This window comes from Shewanella septentrionalis (assembly GCF_025370265.1).
GTDB classification, from domain to species: domain Bacteria; phylum Pseudomonadota; class Gammaproteobacteria; order Enterobacterales; family Shewanellaceae; genus Shewanella; species Shewanella hafniensis.
On record NZ_JAMTCC010000005.1, the window covers coordinates 78,368 to 97,986 of the forward strand.

General features: G+C 44.7%; 13 protein-coding genes, 1 pseudogene and 1 other annotated feature. Of the genes and pseudogenes, 5 read left to right on the forward strand and 9 right to left on the reverse strand.

What is annotated here, in order from left to right; all coding sequences use genetic code 11:
- Positions 1–31 precede the first annotated feature (31 nt).
- From NE536_RS04095 to thrA, 5 genes are all read right to left on the reverse strand, one after another.
- Complete coding sequence (locus tag NE536_RS04095; protein ID WP_261271883.1) at positions 32–3,316, reverse strand: S41 family peptidase; 3,285 nt, start codon at positions 3,314–3,316, stop codon at positions 32–34.
- A gap of 258 nt (positions 3,317–3,574) precedes the next feature.
- Entirely contained in the window at positions 3,575–4,450 is an 876-nt protein-coding gene (locus tag NE536_RS04100; RefSeq protein WP_425347526.1) for a substrate-binding periplasmic protein, read from the reverse strand.
- A 316-nt stretch (positions 4,451–4,766) separates the two neighbouring features.
- Entirely contained in the window at positions 4,767–6,050 is a 1,284-nt protein-coding gene (gene thrC / locus NE536_RS04105) for a threonine synthase (protein WP_261271884.1), read from the reverse strand.
- A gap of 112 nt (positions 6,051–6,162) precedes the next feature.
- Positions 6,163–7,125, reverse strand: a complete 963-nt coding sequence (thrB, locus tag NE536_RS04110; RefSeq protein WP_261271885.1) for a homoserine kinase — start codon at positions 7,123–7,125, stop codon at positions 6,163–6,165.
- Positions 7,122–9,590: a bifunctional aspartate kinase/homoserine dehydrogenase I gene (gene thrA / locus NE536_RS04115; RefSeq protein WP_261271886.1), complete on the reverse strand. Its 2,469-nt coding sequence runs from the start codon at positions 9,588–9,590 to the stop codon at positions 7,122–7,124. Before thrA ends, thrB begins: the two co-directional genes overlap by 4 nt.
- Before the next feature lie 641 nt (positions 9,591–10,231).
- Between thrA and slyD the strand changes: the two genes are divergently transcribed.
- Both slyD and NE536_RS22920 read left to right on the forward strand, forming a co-directional pair.
- Positions 10,232–10,888, forward strand: a complete 657-nt coding sequence (slyD, locus tag NE536_RS04120; RefSeq protein WP_261271887.1) for a peptidylprolyl isomerase — start codon at positions 10,232–10,234, stop codon at positions 10,886–10,888.
- A gap of 237 nt (positions 10,889–11,125) precedes the next feature.
- A pseudogene (locus NE536_RS22920) lies at positions 11,126–11,504 on the forward strand (hypothetical protein).
- A 64-nt stretch (positions 11,505–11,568) separates the two neighbouring features.
- Here NE536_RS22920 and trpR read toward each other — a convergent pair.
- A complete protein-coding gene (gene trpR / locus NE536_RS04130) occupies positions 11,569–11,844 on the reverse strand; it encodes a trp operon repressor (RefSeq protein ID WP_006080802.1) in 276 nt (91 codons plus the stop codon).
- A gap of 190 nt (positions 11,845–12,034) precedes the next feature.
- Here trpR and NE536_RS04135 point away from each other — a divergent pair, with 190 nt between their 5' ends.
- Complete coding sequence (locus tag NE536_RS04135; protein ID WP_006080801.1) at positions 12,035–12,484, forward strand: c-type cytochrome; 450 nt, start codon at positions 12,035–12,037, stop codon at positions 12,482–12,484.
- A 75-nt stretch (positions 12,485–12,559) separates the two neighbouring features.
- On the opposite strand, the gene NE536_RS04140 is transcribed toward NE536_RS04135, so the two are convergent.
- Positions 12,560–13,252, reverse strand: coding sequence for a cytochrome b/b6 domain-containing protein (locus NE536_RS04140; protein WP_261271889.1), 693 nt, complete (start codon positions 13,250–13,252; stop codon positions 12,560–12,562).
- Between the two features lie 299 nt (positions 13,253–13,551).
- Here NE536_RS04140 and hpf point away from each other — a divergent pair, with 299 nt between their 5' ends.
- Entirely contained in the window at positions 13,552–13,908 is a 357-nt protein-coding gene (gene hpf, locus NE536_RS04145) for a ribosome hibernation-promoting factor, HPF/YfiA family (protein WP_261271890.1), read from the forward strand.
- A gap of 1,675 nt (positions 13,909–15,583) precedes the next feature.
- Positions 15,584–15,700 (forward strand) — a sequence feature (Phe leader region).
- Between the two features lie 41 nt (positions 15,701–15,741).
- Positions 15,742–17,736 (forward strand): chorismate mutase, encoded by a 1,995-nt coding sequence (locus NE536_RS04150; protein WP_261271891.1) that lies wholly within the window; start codon positions 15,742–15,744, stop codon positions 17,734–17,736.
- Positions 17,737–17,901: 165 nt separating this feature from the next.
- On the opposite strand, the gene NE536_RS04155 is transcribed toward NE536_RS04150, so the two are convergent.
- Both NE536_RS04155 and NE536_RS04160 read right to left on the reverse strand, forming a co-directional pair.
- Positions 17,902–19,206, reverse strand: a complete 1,305-nt coding sequence (locus tag NE536_RS04155; RefSeq protein WP_261271892.1) for a cation:proton antiporter — start codon at positions 19,204–19,206, stop codon at positions 17,902–17,904.
- 43 nt (positions 19,207–19,249) lie between these two features.
- Positions 19,250–19,585, reverse strand: coding sequence for a hypothetical protein (locus NE536_RS04160; protein ID WP_006080796.1), 336 nt, complete (start codon positions 19,583–19,585; stop codon positions 19,250–19,252).
- Positions 19,586–19,619: the final 34 nt, after the last annotated feature.

A 19,619-nucleotide genomic window follows, 5' to 3' on the forward strand; every position in this document is an offset into this window, starting at 1 on the left:
ATTTTAGTTAAATACTGAATTTAAATATCAATTACTTAGCTTTTATATCCTGTGCCATTCCTTTTGCAGGCAGAGGTTGCGCTTTTAAGGCTGGAACGGGCTGCTTAACCAACTCATCTTTCAAATAGCTTATCGCAGTCTCAAGCTGTGCATCTTTACCGTTAAAGGTGGCGAAAGGTAAGTTATCGACTTCAATATCCGGCGTTACGCCATGTCCTTCCAGCACCCAGCGACCATCCATTGCATACTGTGGATACTCGGCCACTCGCGCCATACCTTTATCGGTCAGCGAATTTCGCCCAGATAACCACACGCCCGCGCCTGCCGTTTGTTTACCAATTAGCGGCGCAATACCCAGCGCTTTAATTCCCGCTGAGAAGGTTTCACCGTCGGAATAGGTCAGTTCATCGGTTAACACCACTAAATGGCCACGGAAGGTTTGCTGCATATTGGTGTTTGGTGTGCCGTGAGTCGGTTGCCAAAACGCCCAAGCGCGGCGTAATAACTTCTCGATAATCCAACTGTCGATATTGCCGCCGCGATTGCGGCGAACGTCGATAATCAAACCGTCTTTATCGTAATTGGTATAAAACTCACGGGCGAAACTTTCAATATCGCCGCCGCCCATGGCATATAAGTGCAAATAACCAATCTTGCCCTTACTAGCATCCTCGACCACTGCCGCGTTATGGCTCACCCAATCTAAATAACGTAATTGGCCATCCACCATAGCGCTAACGGGCATAACAATGGTTTTATGGGTTTGGCTGCCACGCTTAAGTTGCAGCAATACTTGCTTGTCCTGTTGATTGCGCAATAAACGCGTGACATCAGCCACGTTCGCCACTGGCGTGCCATTGATAGCTAACAACACATCGCCTTCTTTGGCATCGACTTCGATACGATTTAACGGTGAAGCGTTAGCTGGCAACTCAGGATCGTTACTGTAAATATGCGCAATTTTAACGCCATCTGCAGTTTGCTGTAGGCGCGCACCTAGGCTAGCTGCTTTAGCCGCATCGGGATCTTTGGGTAAATCACCGCCGCGAACCTGTGAGTGCAAAGAATCCAATTCGCCCATCATTTGCATGAAGATATCGTTCAGTTCGTTACGGTCAGTCAGGCGGTCAAGCAAAGGTTGATACTTAACTTTGGTCGCTTGCCAATCGAGGCCGCGCATCTTCTTATCGAAGAAAGATTCTCTGTGCATCAACCAAGCATCTTCAAACATTTGTTGCCATTCAAGCTGGGGAGAAATCGCTAATTGCCATTGATCCGTTTGCACTTTGGCATTATCCGTATCGCCTAGCTTATCGCCACCGTCAACAATCATCAGCGCCTTGTCATTGCTGAACTTACGCAGCATCAGCTTTTTGCCATCGGCAGAAACCGCATAATGGCCAATATCCTCGGCAAAAACCTCGGCTTTCGGACTCAAAGGATCAAACTTGATGGTCATCAGACTCGGTTCAGCATCATCACCCATCGCTTGGTCGAGCACATATAGCCTGCCATCGACGGCGCGCAGTTCACTGTAATTGCCTGAATCGACAGGTACTTGCCATAAGCGCTGCGAAATACCTGACCAATCAATTTTCACCGGTTCCGGCTTATCTTTAGCATCGGTTTTGTCGGCTTGGTTAACACTGAGTTCATTGGGCTTACTAAAGGGAAATTTGGCATTGCTAACTAAGGCGATGGCAAAAATTTGGCTGCGTTTATCAAACACTGGGCCCATGTTTCTATCGCCCCAAGGTGAACTTGGCGTGGCGCTAAATTGGCGATTTGACAGGAAATATAGCCACTGGCCGTCACAGCTAAAGGTTGGCGAATAGGATTCGTACTTATCGCTGGTGAGCGTCTCGGCCTTATTTTCATCCACAGAGTAAAGGACAATTTGCGGTCTTTGTTTACCAATTTCCGACTTAGTTAATGCGATAAAACGGCTGTCTCCGGACCAGCGGATATCGGCGTAAGGCCCAAGTCCCTCACCGTTAGTGATGATTTTTTGATTGGTATTTTTCTTTAAGTCGAGCAGCCAAACATTACCATCATTATCGTCGTGGGCGATAAATCGACCGTCACTGGACAGATTCAGGCTCATTCTTAAGGTATGACCGTCTTTCGTCAGCTGCTTAGCGCCACTGCTGCCATCGGCGGGGAATTGCCAAATTTCCTGCTGACCTGTCATGTCGCTAATCGCATAAACAGACTTGCCATCTTGACTCAATATCGCTTCTCTCACGCGATAAGTCCCTGGCAGCGCAACTTGAACTAAGCGCGAGCCATCAACACCCGCAATTGCCACATGGCTGCGGGCGGTGATCACCACTTTATCGCCAGCAAGTGCTAAATCGGTGGAGGAGGCATAATCCATAGGATCTTTCACCCAGTGCTCACGGCGCTGGGCAAAATCGGACGTGAGTTCGATATTGAGTAATGCGTCTTTAGCGGCGGCGATATCAAATACATGGATATCTGCACCCTGCTGGAAGACCACTTTGCCTTGATCCATCTGCGCGCCGCGGACTTGCCAATCTTTAAATTGGGTCAACTGTTTTGCATCTGAACCATCGAGCGCCATCGACCAGAGGTTGTCGTTACCATCACTGTCGCTGATAAAATAGAGTCTGTCTTGCCATAGCATAGGTTGACGCACTGAACCATCGTGCTGGCCGCTGAGCAACTGGGCTTCGGTTTTGCTACCAAGTTTAAAGCGCCATAACTCGCCCTTTGCGCCGCCACGGTACACTTTGGTGTTATCGCCGGTGACTTGCAGGCCAAAGCGGGTGAAATACACATATTCGTTGCGGTCATCAATCACACCTTCGACCGCATCGGCTAAGGGTAAATCAGTGGTCGTGAGGGTTTTAGGATCGACGCTGCGTAGCATCCAATTATTCGCGGGGCCAAAACCACTGTCGGTGGAATATAAAATCTCGCCTTTTGGGGTCCAACCTTGAACCCGCACACGGCTATTCTCAAAACTCACCCGCTTGGCCACACCGCCGGCAACCGGGATCACATACACTTCGCTCGCGCCTTCATAATTAGCCACGTAAGCAACCCACTTGCCATCGGCTGAAATGGTCGCACCTAGCTCCTCTGCGGGTAAACTCGTTAAGCGGGTCGCCGCTTTTTGACCTAAGGTCTGAGTCCATAAATCTCCTTCAGCGGTAAAGACTAAGGTTTGATCGTGCAGGGCTGGCGCGCGGTAATATCCTTGATTGCTCACCGCATCGGCAGCGATGGCTTGGGCCGCAGTGAACGTGCCTAGGGCAAGCATGCAGCAGGCGACAGAATGGCGAAGTTTCATGTATGACCTCTATCCTATTGTTATTTTTAGCAATGGACTCTTTGACTACGAGATTTTGCTAGCAGAGTGAGCGAAGACATTCTTGCCATGGGCTTTTGTAAAAAAACGCAATCAAACCCAAAGCATGACAATTTAGCTCACCAAACTAGCAGAATTTAATAGAGAGTTCAGTAACTTCAAAACGGAGAAGTTTTAGCAAATGTGTCATAGCGTTACCACCAAGGGGGCTCAATAAATCACTCAGTGATTATCGCGCAATTAGGGATAAATCAAAGCTAAGGTATAACGAACCTCTTGGGTATGGTTCTGACGGCTCATATTGGTTTGTTGCGCGAGGGAGATCTGCTGCCATTTCAATAGCACTCTGGCGATTTCGCCATTATCTTTCAAAGTACGAATAGCAGTATTTATCTGTGTGAGCTGTAAAGCTGACATGCTCACCTTACTGAGCATCAGATGGATTGGATTCTCCTCTAATACTAATCTGAGAGGTGCTAACTTTACGCCTTGATATTGGCTAGCAATATAGGGAACAGCCATAGCATCACCTATGATTAAGTCTGCACGACCGTGATAGAGCATTTGTACAGATTTATCGAGACTGGGACTCAAGACTAATAATTGCGCTTGCTCGAGTCGCCCCTGAGAATCATGGTAATCATTGCCATACCAACCACTTGTCGGAACAAGCAAACGCAATTTGTGGGTAAAAATATCCTGCCATTGGTCCAAGTGAATTTGTTCTTTTTTCTCATCTAATACAAAGAGGCGTACTGCTTCATTTCGATAGTATTCAGAGAATAATGCATATTTTTGGCGGTCTTGGGTCTTAGTGGCCCCCATCATCACATCGAGAGTGCCAGCCTTTAACATTTGATGCGAACGCTTAGCGGGCACGTTGATAAAATTCACGTCACAGCCTAGAAATTGGGCAAATGAACGCATCAACTCGACATCGAGTCCCTGAGCCTCACCTTGGGGATCTTGCCATGCGTAGGGTGCCCAATCGTTATAACCGACTTTAATGGGATTTGAACAGGCAAAAGTGGCCGTTGCTGGCGACGCACTGTGGGCGGGCAAGACGCAGATAAACCATATAAAAATACAGCTCAGTTTTAACCTTAATATAGGCACAATTTGAGCCCCGCAGGTAATAACACACTCCCAGTGATAAAAGCATCAAATCCAATGACACTAAATTCAGGGGGTCCCCTCATCATTAATAAGGGTAGTCCGCACCTGGGGTTGACGCCATAAGCGAAATATCTCTCCCAATAAACGCTCATTTACAGCATCAAAGTGTATCGGTACTTAGCAGGCACTAGCAAAAAGGGAGCATAGCTCCCCTTCTATACAAACTCGCCATTTATGTCTCTAAATAACTGCCCCTAATTATGTTACATCACAGGATGCAGAGATCTAGAATCCGAAACGGCTATTTAGCCTAAGACTAGGCGAGTACAGCCAATAAATGCGCCTTCAATGTGGCAAAATCTGCGGGTAACTCTGCAGATAAAATCGTCTTAGTCGCCACCGCCTCAAGCTCGGCCGGTAGGGGTAAGTCAAGTTTTAGCTCTCTATCCACCACATCCTTAAATTTAGCGGGATGCGCCGTACCTAAGAATATACCCACTTCATCGGGCACTAAGGTTAAAGACAAGGCTTTAGCTGCAATCGCTGCATGGGGCTCAGACACATAACCCTGTGCATGCAACTCAGCTAATGCCAGTGAAGTTTGCTCTTCAGATAAACGCATGCCCACTAAGTTACTCAGCGGCCAAGCTAATTTCTCACAAATGGCTTCCACTCGCGGCCAGTTACTTGGCTCACTCACATCCATCGCATTAGACATAGTCGCTTGGGTTTGATTGGGCTGCCATTGGCCATTTTCTAAATAGCGCGGCACTGTATCATTCGCATTGGTTGCGGCGATAAAGCGTTTAACCGGTAATCCCATGGCTTTGGCGAATAAACCCGCCGTCAGGTTACCAAAGTTACCGCTTGGCACTGAAATCACAGGATCGGCGTCGTGGCCTTGTTTAGACTGGGCAACGGCTTCAAAGTAATAACAAATTTGCGCAAGTAAGCGGCTGATATTAATAGAGTTCGCCGAGTTCAAGCTCAAACCCTCGCGGACTTCTGGATCATCAAAGGCGCGTTTAACGAGATCTTGGCAGGCATCAAAATCGGACGATACGGCAACTGTGTGGATGTTTTTGCCCAACGTCGTGAACATCTTTTCCTGTAGCTCACTGATCTTACCCTTAGGATAGAGCACCACCACATTGACTTTTTCAAGCCCATAGAAGGCATCGGCAACCGCGGCGCCGGTGTCTCCCGAAGTCGCAGTCAGAATGGTTAAGCGTGTGTCGCCGACAAAGGCATTGACGCATTGCGCCATAAAACGTGCACCAAAATCTTTAAATGCCAGAGTAGGACCGTGGAACAATTCGAGGCAAGCGCGCTGCTCATCGACGGCAACCAAAGGTAAATCGAAGTTAAAGGCACGTTCAACCAGTTCATCAACCGCATCTTGCCCTAATTCAGAGGCAAGCCATGCACCGAGCACTTTTTTACTGCGCTCAACAAATGGCAGCGCCAGCAGCCCTTCAATATCGTCTAATACCGGAATTTGGGTGGGAAAGAACAAACCTCTGTCCTGACCTAAACCTAATTGCACTGCTTCTTTAAAGCTCACTTTCTGCGAAGGGTGTTTTAAATTATATAGTTCCATGCTCACTCGACCTTTTGATGCTAAGCCTTAAATGCTAATTCTTGATGCATGCTTTTTATGCATAAGATGGATATTTAGCCTTAATGCTTAGGCTTGATACTAAAAATAAGAATTAATCGACTCTACGCGTGCCCTGCTCATCGAGGCGACATACATGGGCAAAGCCACCCGCCTCGGTGAGATAATGCTGCTCTAACCAGACTTTAGCGGCGTTGGCCGTGGCTAAATCATCGGTTATCGAAAACAAGGTTGGGCCACTGCCCGAAATCCCCGTCGTCAACATGCCTAAATCGGCTAACGCGGCTCTAGCATTGTCGTAACCGGGAATCGCGGCGGCGCGGTAAGGCTCGGCTAACACATCTTTTAACACGCTGATCGCAAGCTTGGCATTTTGCTGGTAAGAGGCATGTACAAAGGCACTTAAATAACGGCCAAAATCGATAGTGACGCTTTTATCGTATTGATCGGGCATGATTTTACGCATCATCGCCGTCGAGAGTGAAATCCCTGGATAGGCTACAACCCAATACCATTCTTTAAAACTCGGTATCGCTTCGCAAACTGTGCCCGGCACATTGAGCATCAATTGCATGCCGCCCAAATAACAGGGGGCGACGTTGTCATAGTGCACACTGCCGCTGATCTTACCTTCAAACTCGCCCATCAGTTCCAGCAGGGCTTGCTCGTTATAAGGTCTGTCAAAATGTTCATTCAGTGCATATAACGCCGCCACGACTGAACTTGCACTCGAACCTAAACCACTGCCGACGGGCAGGTTCTTTTCCAGTGTCAGCGCTACGCCTTCATCTGCTTTACCAAGCGCGTCTAAATACTCCTTACTCAGGACGGTTAAGAAGAATTCGGCACATTGGTACACTATATTGTCTTGCGGATTTTCAGGCAGTTTATGGGCCCAAGCACCAGTCTGCGCCAGACTCACACCCGACTCTGCCGCCGCGATAGTCACTCTGTCGCCCAGTAAACTGCCATCAATCGGCGCCAAAGCGGCGCCCAGTAAATCAAATCCGACTCCCACGTTACCCATAGAGGCTGGAGCGTAAACGGTCAAACTCATACACTCACCTCACGAGTCCAATTCAAGGTTCTTAATACATCGGCAAAGGCGCCAGCGGCGGTCACTTCCGTTCCTGCGCCATAACCGCGCAGCACAAAGGGAATGGGCTGATAATAACGACTGTAGAATGCCAAGGCATTTTCGCCGCCTTTAACACTGTAAAGCGGATCATTTGCATCGACTTCGGCGATACGCACTCGGCACACACCATCCTCAATTTGCCCCACATAACGCAGCACTTTACCTTGGGCTTTGGCCTGCGCCACTTTAGCAGCAATCGCCGCATCAACCTGCGGCAAACGCGCCATAAAGCTCTCAACATCACCTGAATCGTCAAATTCGGCTGGCAATACAGATTCAACCTGCACATCACTGAGTTCTAGCTTTAGTCCCACTTCACGGGCAAGAATGAGCACCTTACGCGCCACATCCATACCGCTCAAATCATCACGGGGGTCTGGCTCAGTGAAACATTTTTCCCGCGCCAGACCAGTCGCTTCAGACAATGTCATGCCTTCATCGAGCATGCCGAAGATAAAGGATAAAGATCCCGATAAAATACCGTTGAACTTATGCAGCTTATCGCCCGCAAATAACAGTTTTTTCAGGTTATCGATAACAGGTAAACCCGCGCCGACTGTGGTTTCGTATAAAAATTGGCGACGCTGTTTTAAGGCGGTTTGGCGAAGCGCTTGGTAATAAGCATAATCGCGGGTGTTCGACTTTTTGTTCGGTGTGACCACATGCAAACCTGAGTTCATCACATCCAAATACAGATCCGACACTTGCTCGCTCGAAGTACAATCCACCAGCACAGGATTCAGTAATTGTTGCTCTTTCGCCCACGCCAGTAACGCTGGGATATCACATGTTTGCTGACTATCGGCAAGCAAGCTAGACCAGTTGCTTAAATCGATGCCTGCGCTGTCGAGTAACATCTTGTTCGAATTCACTATGCCGCAAACACGGATACTGATGTGCTGCTCTTTGAGCATGGCGGACTGTTGTTTTATCTGCTCGAGCAGACCAGCACCCACGTTGCCGCATCCCACTAAAAACACATCTAAATATTGCTGCACATCGAAAAAGCCTTGATGACAAGCCGCCACCGCATGCTTAGTCTTACGCTGCTCGATCACAGTCGAAATTGAGCGCTCGGACGATCCTTGGGCGATAGCGATAATGTTCACGCTCGCCTGCGCTAACGCTTGGAAGAAACGCGCCGCCACACCTTTGTGGGTACGCATACCATCACCAATCAAGGACACAATTGCCAGCTCATGGCGCATAGCGATAGGCTCAAGCAAATCACTTTTTATTTCTAATTCAAACTCTTGCTCTAAAGCCCACTTCACTTTGGCCGAATCAGATGTGGCCACACAGAAGCTAATGCTGTATTCAGAAGAACTTTGGGTGATTAAAGACACAGATACGCCGCTGCGGGAAATCGCCGCTAAAGTGCGGCTCGCCATGCCAACCATGCCTTTCATGCCTGGGCCTGAAATATCGAACATGGTCTGGTTATCTAAATTGGAGATAGCTTTAACCTGTAAGCCGGTTTCATCGGCTTGGTTTGATACCAGAGTGCCGGGCGCATCAGGGTTAAAACTGTTTTTGATGTAACAGGGAATATGGAACTGGGCGATAGGTGCAATCGTCTTAGGATGCAATACCTTCGCACCAAAATAGGAGAGCTCCATTGCCTCTTGATAGCTCAGTTGTGACAACAGCTTAGCATCGGCAACCACACGGGGATCGGTATTATAAACACCGTCAACATCGGTCCAGATTTCACAACTTGAAGCATCCAAACAGGCGGCGAGCACGGCAGCAGAATAGTCAGAACCATTACGGCCTAACGTCACCACTTTGCCCTGTTCATCGGCAGCGGTGAATCCCGGCATCACCCATACGCGTTTTTCACCCAGCGCCAACGCGCGAAATCTTGGCTTACTCACAGCGATATCAACGACAGATTCTAACGGACGACCACGACCTAAAAATAAGGCGCGTGGGTCGAGCTGAGCCGAAGTGATCCCCTTTGATATCATCACTTGTTCCATCAAGGCTGCAGATAAACGCTCACCAGCAACCACGATTTCGGCGCGGATGCCATCGGGACATTCTTGCAGTAATCCGATACCACGTAATCTATCCTGCCAGATCACCAGCTGGGCATTGAGTCCAGAAAAAAGCTGTTCGCTTTGCTCACTCGACAACACTGAGTTAACGGCGTCTTGGTACAGCGAAGTAAATACCCGCTCAACGTGCTGCAGCACAGGTAAATAATCTTCACCTTTAACGGCTACGTCGACCATTTCTAATAAAGCATTCGTCACAGTTGCAGGGGCCGATAGCACAGTGGCTATGGGTTCAAGCTTAGATGACTGAGCAACGATATCCGCTGCCATCGAGAATCGCTGCCAATTTGCAAGCGAGGTACCACCAAATTTCATTACTTTCATCTTGTTCTCCTGTACCGCGCCCGACTTAGAAATAAGAGCTAGAAACAAAAAAGCCCGCTTCTTTGTGGGAAGCGGGCTCATTGTTAAAATTCTTTAGGGTGTATCAGCCCGCCCCCACTATTGTTGTAGTGGTGGTTGTAATAATGGTAGTTACTACGAAACCTAGGCTATGCATGTGTTTGGGCTAATCCATGTTAATTTCTTGATAAACAGAATTGCTTTTTTTACCCGCGCTTGTCAACCCCTAAAATGGATTATTTATCAGCAAATCTTCACACTCGATAAAATACTGTATCAAGATTAGTTAATATAAAGTTTTCTAGGGGTAAAAATGCGATTTATGCAACAGATAACTGTTGACGTTAACGTAACCAAACAGGAAACCTATTATAAAATCACTTGTTTTTCAGTTAATTATTTATAGTTCACTTTTAACTAATGCGTTATTTGTTCTACCTCATCACTCAGACCAAATTGACAGGCTAACGCGCAAAAATCACATTACACATGCTGCACCGCATAAAACAGGCTTTAATCTGCCGAAAAAAAAGCTGTGCGATATCTAACATAAGCCACTTCAAATTATCGCCAGCACTAAAAAAGCACGTTATTATGCGCGCACATTCCGAACCGGAGGCGATATGAAGATCACTCAACACAGCGCGGTAACTATTCATTACCGTTTATCAGATCAAGAAGGCAGACTATTAGAAGACTCTTTCGACTCTGAACCTATGCTATATCTACACGGCACTGAAAACCTGATCCCAGGTTTAGAAGCCGCATTAGATGGTAAAACCAAAGGCGAAAAACTCGATGTCACTATTAGTGCCGAAGAAGCCTATGGCCCTTACCACGATGGCCTACGTCAAGCCGTGCCATTAGAAGCCTTTGGTGATATCGAAGATATCGTCCCAGGCATGCGCTTCATCGCCGAAACTGAAATGGGTCAACGCCCAGTCCAAGTCATGGAAGTAAAAGACGATGTTGTTATCGTCGATGGCAACCATCCTTTAGCGGGTCAATCGCTCAACTTCAGCGTCGAAATCGTTGACGTTCGCGAAGCCTCTGCCGAAGAAATTACCCATGGCCACGTTCATGCCCAAGGCGGTTGTGGAAGTCATGGACATGATCACGACCATGGCGGTGGATGCTGTGGCGGTTCAGGTAAAGAAGAAGCTGGCGGCTGTTGTGGTGGTTCAGACCACGATCATGGACATCACCATGAAGAGCATGAAGCCTGTGACACACCTAAAACAGGTTGTGACGGCAATGGCGGCTGTGGTTGCCGCGGCTAGATACAGATTGATGCCCAAGATGAGCTAGAAATAGTTTATCCCTAAGCGGTTGAACTGCCATAGTTTAACCTTTTAAGATGCACGCCCTTAATTTAAGGTCGTGCATTTTTTATACGCAAGCGTTTATACTATTCGTAATTGATAAATAACTGACTGGTAAATTGAAAAAATTCAAATTTTATATGAATATTTTCAATTAGATATTGATATCAACCTGAGTTAAGCGACGGAGTGCTTATGTTAACCAAACCCCTTTACGAAATTTTGCCTTTTGCCTTTTGGCTACATGGCGCTCGGTAGTTCGAGTTTTATTGCACTCGACATCAACTATGCCCTAGTTGCGGCTACAGTAGTGTTCGTCTTAGGTGCGAGGATCTACGTTATGCGTTCTCAAAACCGTCGAACTGACTCGGTAAGACGTCGTAAGTCAGGCTATCTTCCCGAAATGATTTATAACTTCTTACCTTTTATCTATCTCATCGCGGCATTAGCTATCTTTAAATTTCTTCCCAAGGACCTTTACCCTATTTTGGCTATCTGCTTACTTAGCTACGGCTTATATATTCTGGTACGTCGTTCACTCTATCGTCGCCATAAGCTGCCCATCACGCCTTAAGGCAGAGTTCTATTCACCAAAACAAGCGCAAAAAATGTCCACAGGGCTTGTTTCCATGTGGGCATTAACCAATCAACTTTTGAACTTTCGCTCTATGCTCAGGAGACATATTTTTCAAGTAATTAGAACAACGCGTGATCGTCGCAATACTCACTTCATATTCTGCAGCTATGTGCCTTTGGCTCATATCCCCATCCAATAACAACTGAAATACCTTTAAGCGTCCGGCAACCGCACTACGCTCTTCTTCGGTTAACAGTAAATGAAACAACACAGAAAGATCTTCATAATTGCTGTGGCTCAAAATTTTTTCTAATACTAGATCCCAGTTCGCTCGCATAATAACCCTCATAAGTACTGTTCAAGCATTACATTGGCAGTCTAACAGATTTACTCTACATACAAATAACTTGTTACGTTTAGTCATCTTATCCAGACAAAAACTGACAAAAATGCTTCTAGTACATCAAGTTAATTTGTGTACAATAGAAGCGCAATGTCACACTTCGACGCTAATTTGTGAGAATACGATGAAAAAATTACTACTTACTCTCGTTGCCAGTACCCTATTGGCTTCAGCTGCACAGGCACACAATTTCGAAGATTCTAAAGATGCGATTGAATACCGCCAATCTGCCTTTGGTCTTATTGCTTATAACTTCGGCGATATGGCTGCCATGATGAAAGGCAAAAAACCTTTCGAAGCGGAAACCTTCGCAATGCGCGCAACGAATGTTGCTGCATTATCAAAAATTCCTTTCGAAGGTTTTATTGATGGCTCAGACAAAGGCGACACTGAAGCCTTAGCCAAAGTTTGGCAAGACAGAGCTGATTTCGATGCAAAAATGAAAACTTTCCAAGAGAATGCCGCCATTCTTGCTACTGTTGCTCAAAAAGGTGATCAAGCTGAAATCAAGCAAGCCTTTATGAATACAGGAAAAAGCTGTAAAGGTTGTCACGACGTTTATAAGAAAGACTAGTTCTATTTAGTTTTTCGTCCATCAAAAAGCCTGCTAATTAGCAGGCTTTTTGTTACTCAAACACTCTGCGTAAAACTATAGCACTTGCACTATCGGCCACATTAAATACACAAAGACCACAGCCGCTAATACAGCCAGCAGCACTAAGGCAAGCCACTCTGACTTGAATGTAAGATCACGATTCACGCTTGATGACAGTGTCACCTTAGAGACCTTCTTGTAGCCACTGAGCATAGCACCAACTAACTTATCGCCCTTGATGGCATGGATAACCACTGCCAGTACATGAATGGCACTCAGCGCTAGGATAAGGTTAAAGTTCATCTTATGTAGCCAAGTCAAAAATCCACTGGTATCTGAACTGACATAGCTATAGAGCGGACCTTCGGTAAAAATATCATCGGTCGCAAAAAGGCCTGTGACTAATTGCAGGCTAATGATCCCAATCAGTGCGACAACCATGTAGCCACCAATAGGATTGTGCCCCAGCACAACGGACATTCCCTTCGTTTTGATTACTTTCAAGTAGTCGAGCACAACCTTAGGGTGATGAACAAAGTGGCTAAACCTTGCCGTATCGCTACCAATGATCCCCCAAAGGATCCTAAATCCAATGAGGATAAGCAAACTATAAGCAAAAATTTGATGCCACTGCATTTCGCCAGCGTCAGCACTCCACCATAAAAGTGCCAACAGACACACCATGCCCCAATGGAAAATTCGCGTGGGTAAATCCCAGACCTTAATCTTAACGTGTTCAATATTCATAAAATGGGCAAACTCAAAGTGAACGAATGAAATAAGTTGAGGTATTTTATCGGGATTTGGGATGAAACTTAAAGTAAATATAAGTAAATAAGGGCAAAGACTGCGGAGTTATCCCATCGAATATGACCCGATTTAGCAGGTAATACAAGGCTTTTTGGCCAGGAATTATTGATATTTGTCTAAGTGATCAAATATCCAACGAACAGTAACTAACCAGCGCAAAAATGTGATCTAGATCTCGTTTTATAGTGCAGACCTTGGTAATCTGAAATCCAAGGAAACAACAGAAGGTTCGAAATATGCTAAAGATTACTAGCAAGCAACTTGAAGTCACATCTCCTATTCGTGAACGTATTGAAAGCCGTTTCGAAAAACTTTCAAGGCATGATGTGCAAATGATAAATCCCCATGTAATCATTACGGAGGAGAAACCTGGTTTCAAAATTGAAGCATCGGTTGGCATCCCAAATGGAGAACTCTTCGCTCAAGCAAAACATGAAAATTTATATACTGCGATTAACGCCATGGGCCAAAAATTAGAGAAGCAGCTCAATCGCATAACACATAAACCGGAAGCACAACGTTCCACATCATTAACACCGACTAATAATATTGTTGAAGTTAACGACGATTACGAGGAGGAAGATGCGGCATAATTTAAGTTTAGTGAGTGCGAGAAACGCACCACTTTGAGAGCAATAAAGTAGAAATATTTAATCAGATCACAGTTTTTACAAAAGCTTAGTGCAATCATTTTAATGACGAAAAAAACAGTTCGTTTGACTAAATACCTACTACACTTTACAAAGTGACAGCAAGAATCGAAGTGGTGCGAATTTAAATCGTTTCAAATGTTGATTTACTTTAACTTTTGATTTACATATATTGATTAAAAGATATTATTTATAAATAACGTTACTGGATATAACTAAGGAGCACGACCAATCCAACCCATATAGTTTTAAGTACTAAGATTTTAAGCTCAAAGGGTTTTAAGTTCTAAAATTTGTTGTTAATGATTAATTTTACTTATAATTTTCACGTTCAAAAGCTCAATGTTATACCTTCAACTAGGTTCCACTTTCAATAGTAAGTTTGGAAAGGAGGCAACACAAAAGCAAACAATTTGAAAATATTGATATTGTTGATATTGTTGACATTAGTTACAATCAAGTATGTTTGCATTCACTAAAAGTAGTGCTCAATTTTGACCCAATAACAGAATGACCACCAAAAACAGGCGGCATTACTGAATACCAGAGTAAACATGAGGAGCAGAGAACAGCACAAAAGTACATTAGCAAAGCCTTTAACTATCCAATTTTTTATATCCACAATGGAGGCTCAGTTAATCATAAACAAAAGTCACATTAACAAAAGCTACATTACCAAAAGTGCTTATTGTAAAACGGGTCGGCACCAATGTGTGCTAAACACTGAGATAAATGAGGTAACAACGGTCACATTTAGTGAGATGTATATTAGTTATATGAAGTGAGTGCTATTTACACTGATATGTAGTTAATTTTTAGCGTGAGATTGAATTCAGGCGCTTAACATCAATATTTAATGTAAGTCCAACTCGTTGTGTTTTATTACAAATTATTAGTTTAATTAGATTGTTTTATAGTAAAAACTGTAAATTGTATAAATATTTTTATGTAGTGTGTTAATTTTTACCGTTAGTTGAGTTTTGATATTTTATAGACACCTTAAATAATGTTTGATTATCAACTAAAAAGGAGGGCATCTAGACTTGACGAAAAATGTAATAACAGTAAATGAGAGTTTGTTATACGCTCCATGTATTAACACGTTAGGTTTTAAAGTAAAAAGTAATAACGTAAGTAGCAAGACCTAAGCGCATGATAAGGCTAAGCTGTTTTTACAGCAATATGTACCTAGTACAACCAATGAGCCGTAAATCGTTTATTTTAAATGTTCGTTTTTTTAGTGTTAGTTTTTAATGTTATAGATCCACGTAAGTGTTAATTGTTAAAATATAAGTGCAAGACATGTCAACGTAAGTTCGCTGGTACTCAAACAGCATAGTTAAAATGTTATACGCTATGCCGCATAAAGTACTTGTTAGTGTTCATAGTAAATGCAAGTCGTTATCTAGTAAGTTGTTAACGTTTTACTGTTACACGTAAATGTAAGATAAACGAGTGTTTTACCTTGTCCTACATTGACCATAAGGAGGATAAACTCGCTTGACCATATATTCATACTCAAACCAGCGCACCTTCGGGTGCGCTTTCTTTTTAGTCTCTCTGTGAGAAAGTTTTGATTGACAGCTAAGCCCTAGCCCTTTAGTTTTAAGACCATGAAAATGATAACAGCAGCTTTTTTTACTTTCTTTTTTACACCCCCACTCTAGGAGGCGGATTTACTGTGTAAAAACGAAAGTAAAAATCCAAAGCCTCCCAACTGGGAGGCTTTTTTGTCTTAAACGATTGATAAAATACATGGCGGCAATTGAGGTCAGAATGCATACACCACAGCCTTTAAATCAAACCCGAGAGCAGATCACCAATCTGGATAATGAACTGCTGGCATTACTCGCAGAGCGCCGTCGCTTAAGTCTAGAAGTGGCACGTAGCAAAGAAGTGGATGTCAGACCCATCAGAGATACTCAAAGGGAAAAGGAACTGCTCGCTAGACTAGTGAAAGAAGGCAGAGAAAAGGGATTAGATGCCCACTATGTTATCTCCCTTTACCAAAGCATCATTGAAGATTCTGTATTGAATCAACAAACTTACCTTCACGGCCGTGCCAACCCAGAAACACAAAAACAGCAGTATTGTATCGCCTACCTCGGTGCACGAGGCTCTTACTCTTATCTCGCAGCGACCCGCTATTGCCAACGCCGCCAAGTTGAAATGCTAGACTTAGGTTGCCAAAGTTTCGATGAAATAGTGCAAGCCGTTGAGTCTGGGCATGCTGATTATGGTTTCCTGCCGATTGAGAACACTTCCTCGGGTTCAATCAACGAAGTCTACGATGTACTGCAGCACACCAGTCTATCAATCGTTGGTGAAACGACGATTGAAGTCAGCCATTGCCTACTAGGAAAAGCTGGCAGTAAATTAGCCGACATCAAAACTGTCTATGCCCACCCTCAGCCTATTAGCCAATGCAGCAGATATTTAAGTCAGCACAAAGACTTGAGACTGGAGTACTGCTCAAGCAGCGCAGAAGCCATGGACAAGGTGAATCAAAGCCCAGATAACAGCGCTGCAGCAATTGGTAGCGCCGAAGGTGGTGCACTCTATCAGCTAGAGTCGATAGAAGCAGGCTTAGCGAATCAGAAGATCAACCAGAGCCGTTTTATCGTTGTTGCCCGCAAAGCCGTTGCCGTGCCAGAGCAGTTACCCGCTAAGACTACATTGATCATGGCAACAGGCCAAAAAGCCGGTGCATTAGTAGAAGCCCTGTTGGTTCTAAAAGCGCATCAGTTAAACATGAGTAAATTAGAGTCACGCCCGATTCCAGGAACTCCTTGGGAAGAGATGTTCTATTTGGATATCGACGCGAATATCTCCAGTGAATCTATGCAGGCAGGTTTAAAGCAACTAGAGCGGATTACCCGTTTTATCAAAGTATTAGGCTGTTATCCTTGTGAAACAGTCAAGCCCACACAGCTGAGCAACAGCCAGCTACTGATTGAGCCCAGCACCTCTAAGGATCAAGTTATCAGTGAAAATGGTGCTAATGCCAGTCCAGTTCGATATAGCAAAGCCTATAAAGAGCAAGCTAGTGAGATCAACTGCGGTGCAATGACAATCGGTGCAGGGCATGTCTGTGCCATAGCCCAAATCACACTGAATAATGACATTTCACATTTAGCATTATCGGCTTTCGAGCAGCAAGTGAAGCAGCTTAAAGAAGCGGGATTCCAAGCCGTTTTGCTCAGCGCTGTTAATCAACTGACTATGGCAGAAGTTACTCTCGCTAAACTACGCCAAATCCTGCATCAATATGGCCTAGTGTGCATTATTGCCATAGAGCAAGAAGCCGATATGCCATTAGCCGTTCAGCACGCCGATATGCTGTTCTTGGCGGGTAAGCAGATGTTTAATCAAACCTTACTCACTCAAGCGGGCACCTTACCAGTACCTTTAATACTTGAACGTAACGATATGGCAAGTTTTGAAGAATTACTCACGGCAACAGAAATTATCTTAAGCCAAGGCAATCAGCAACTTATTCTGTGTGACTCTGGCATTAGAACCTTAAATAACGCCAATCTACCCTCACTCGATTTGGCAAGCCTGATCCAGATTAAAGCCACGAGTCATTTGCCCATTTTGATCAACCCTAGCTATGCCGTTTCGGATGATGCCCTGCTGGTTCAAACCCAAGGTATTAAGCAGCTTAAAGTGGATGGATTGATACTCAATTGCCCACTCGACAGCAATAATGACTCTGAGTCGCTTAACTTAATTAGCGCTGTAGTGCGGGAATTATATCGGGCGGTTTAAAACTTTGATCTTGAGTGATTTAATTTAAAGTGAAATGGGGTTAGTTCGAAGTGTATTCAGGGATAAAAGGCACTTATTTTATCCCTGATTGACTGAAATAAGCCTGCTAGTCAGCGTGATGACTAACAGGCTTAATATTGTTTACTATCGTAGCGCAATCATCCTTTATGCTTTTTCAGAAGCGCCGACAGCCCTCGATGGTTCGGTAACCGCATTGCTCCTGCGAATAAGCCCTGTCATAGTCGAACCTTGTACTAGAATAGAGAATACGACGACGGCATAGGTCATTACTAACAATAGTTCCCTCAGCTCCACACCACCAATAGCATCTATGACAATCCCCTCAGGTAAACTCATCGCCATCGCGAGTGCTAATCCTCCCCTTAAACCACCCCAAATCAGAATCGTCTCTGCATAGGGGTTGTAAGACTTAAACAACCTAAAGCCCAAATAAGGTAATAACACGCTCACGGCACGCGCCAATAATACCAATGGAATCGCCACAAACATAAACCACCACAATGGTGCTTTAAAAGTAACTAACAAAAGCAGTAAGCCGAGTAGTAGGAAGAGTAAAGCATTGAAGAAGGATTCAATCAGCGACCAAAATGTCAGTAACTTCACTCGCTCGTTGCGAGCAAAAAATTTAGGCACACTGAAATTACCTATGATGATCCCCGCGCTCACCATAGCTAAAGGTCCAGAAACTCCAAACACTTCCGCCATCACATAACCCGCGGTTGGGATCAACAGTGTAACCAGCATCAATTGCGTTTCTTCCTCACAGTAGCGGAAAAAATGATGCAATAAAAAGCCAAGTATGCCGCCATAAATGACCCCACCTACCGCTTCACGAATAAATAACTCAGAGACATGGATAAATGTTAGTGGTTCAGTGGAAAAAGCAACTTGCGATATCGCCACAAAAATCACTAACCCTATACCATCGTTAAATAAAGACTCACCCTCCACTTGGATAGCAATATCTTCCGGTGCACCCATTTTCTTTAAAATAGCCAAAACGGCGATGGGATCGGTGGGAGAAATCAAGGCGCCAAACAGCAAGCAGTGGCTTAGTTGTAGCGGTAGACCCAACATAGGTGCGACCCAAAATAACAGTCCTCCTATGATAAAGGTCGATAATAAAGTGCTGACAAAGGCGAGAATTAAAATCTCCCACTTCTGATGCCTTAGTATTTTTAAACGGATCTGCAATGCGCCGGCAAAGAGTAAAAAACCTAACATGCCATTGAGCAGCAAGGCTTGAAAATCGAGCTTCTCTAAGCCTGATACAAAATACAGATAAACATGTCCGCCTAAGGCCTTTCCCCCTAGGAGCAATAACAAACTCATACCTAAGGCGATAACCGTAATGGCCACAGTTTCCTGCAATTTATGGACGCGTGAAGAGACAACCGAAGTGACTAACGCCAAGGCGCAGAGGATACACAGAATTTGGTAACTGGACATAAGAGCCTCTAAATATCATCAATTTAGAGACTCTAGCACAAGTTTAGATTTCTAAACCATCCAATAGACTTAACCACCCTTTAATGATCCTGTGGCAAAACCAAATGATCCCAAAGAGATAAATCGAAAGACTGAGCCAAGTTAACGGCACGCAATAGCCCAGCACTAACAAGCCAAGAAAGGCGACATTAGAATGCCGTTGCCAACGCAAATGCGACGCCAATAATGGATTACCATGGGATTGACGTTGGGAAACATTAATGAACAAACTTAGCAGCACGGGGAGTAATAATAAGGGAAAGCCCGACATCAAGGCGTACAACAAATGCCCAAGAGAACGGTCTTCAATTTTTGCGGCATAAGTAGTTGTCATTGTCATTGAGAGACTCCAGCCAGACTAATAGACTGGGCGC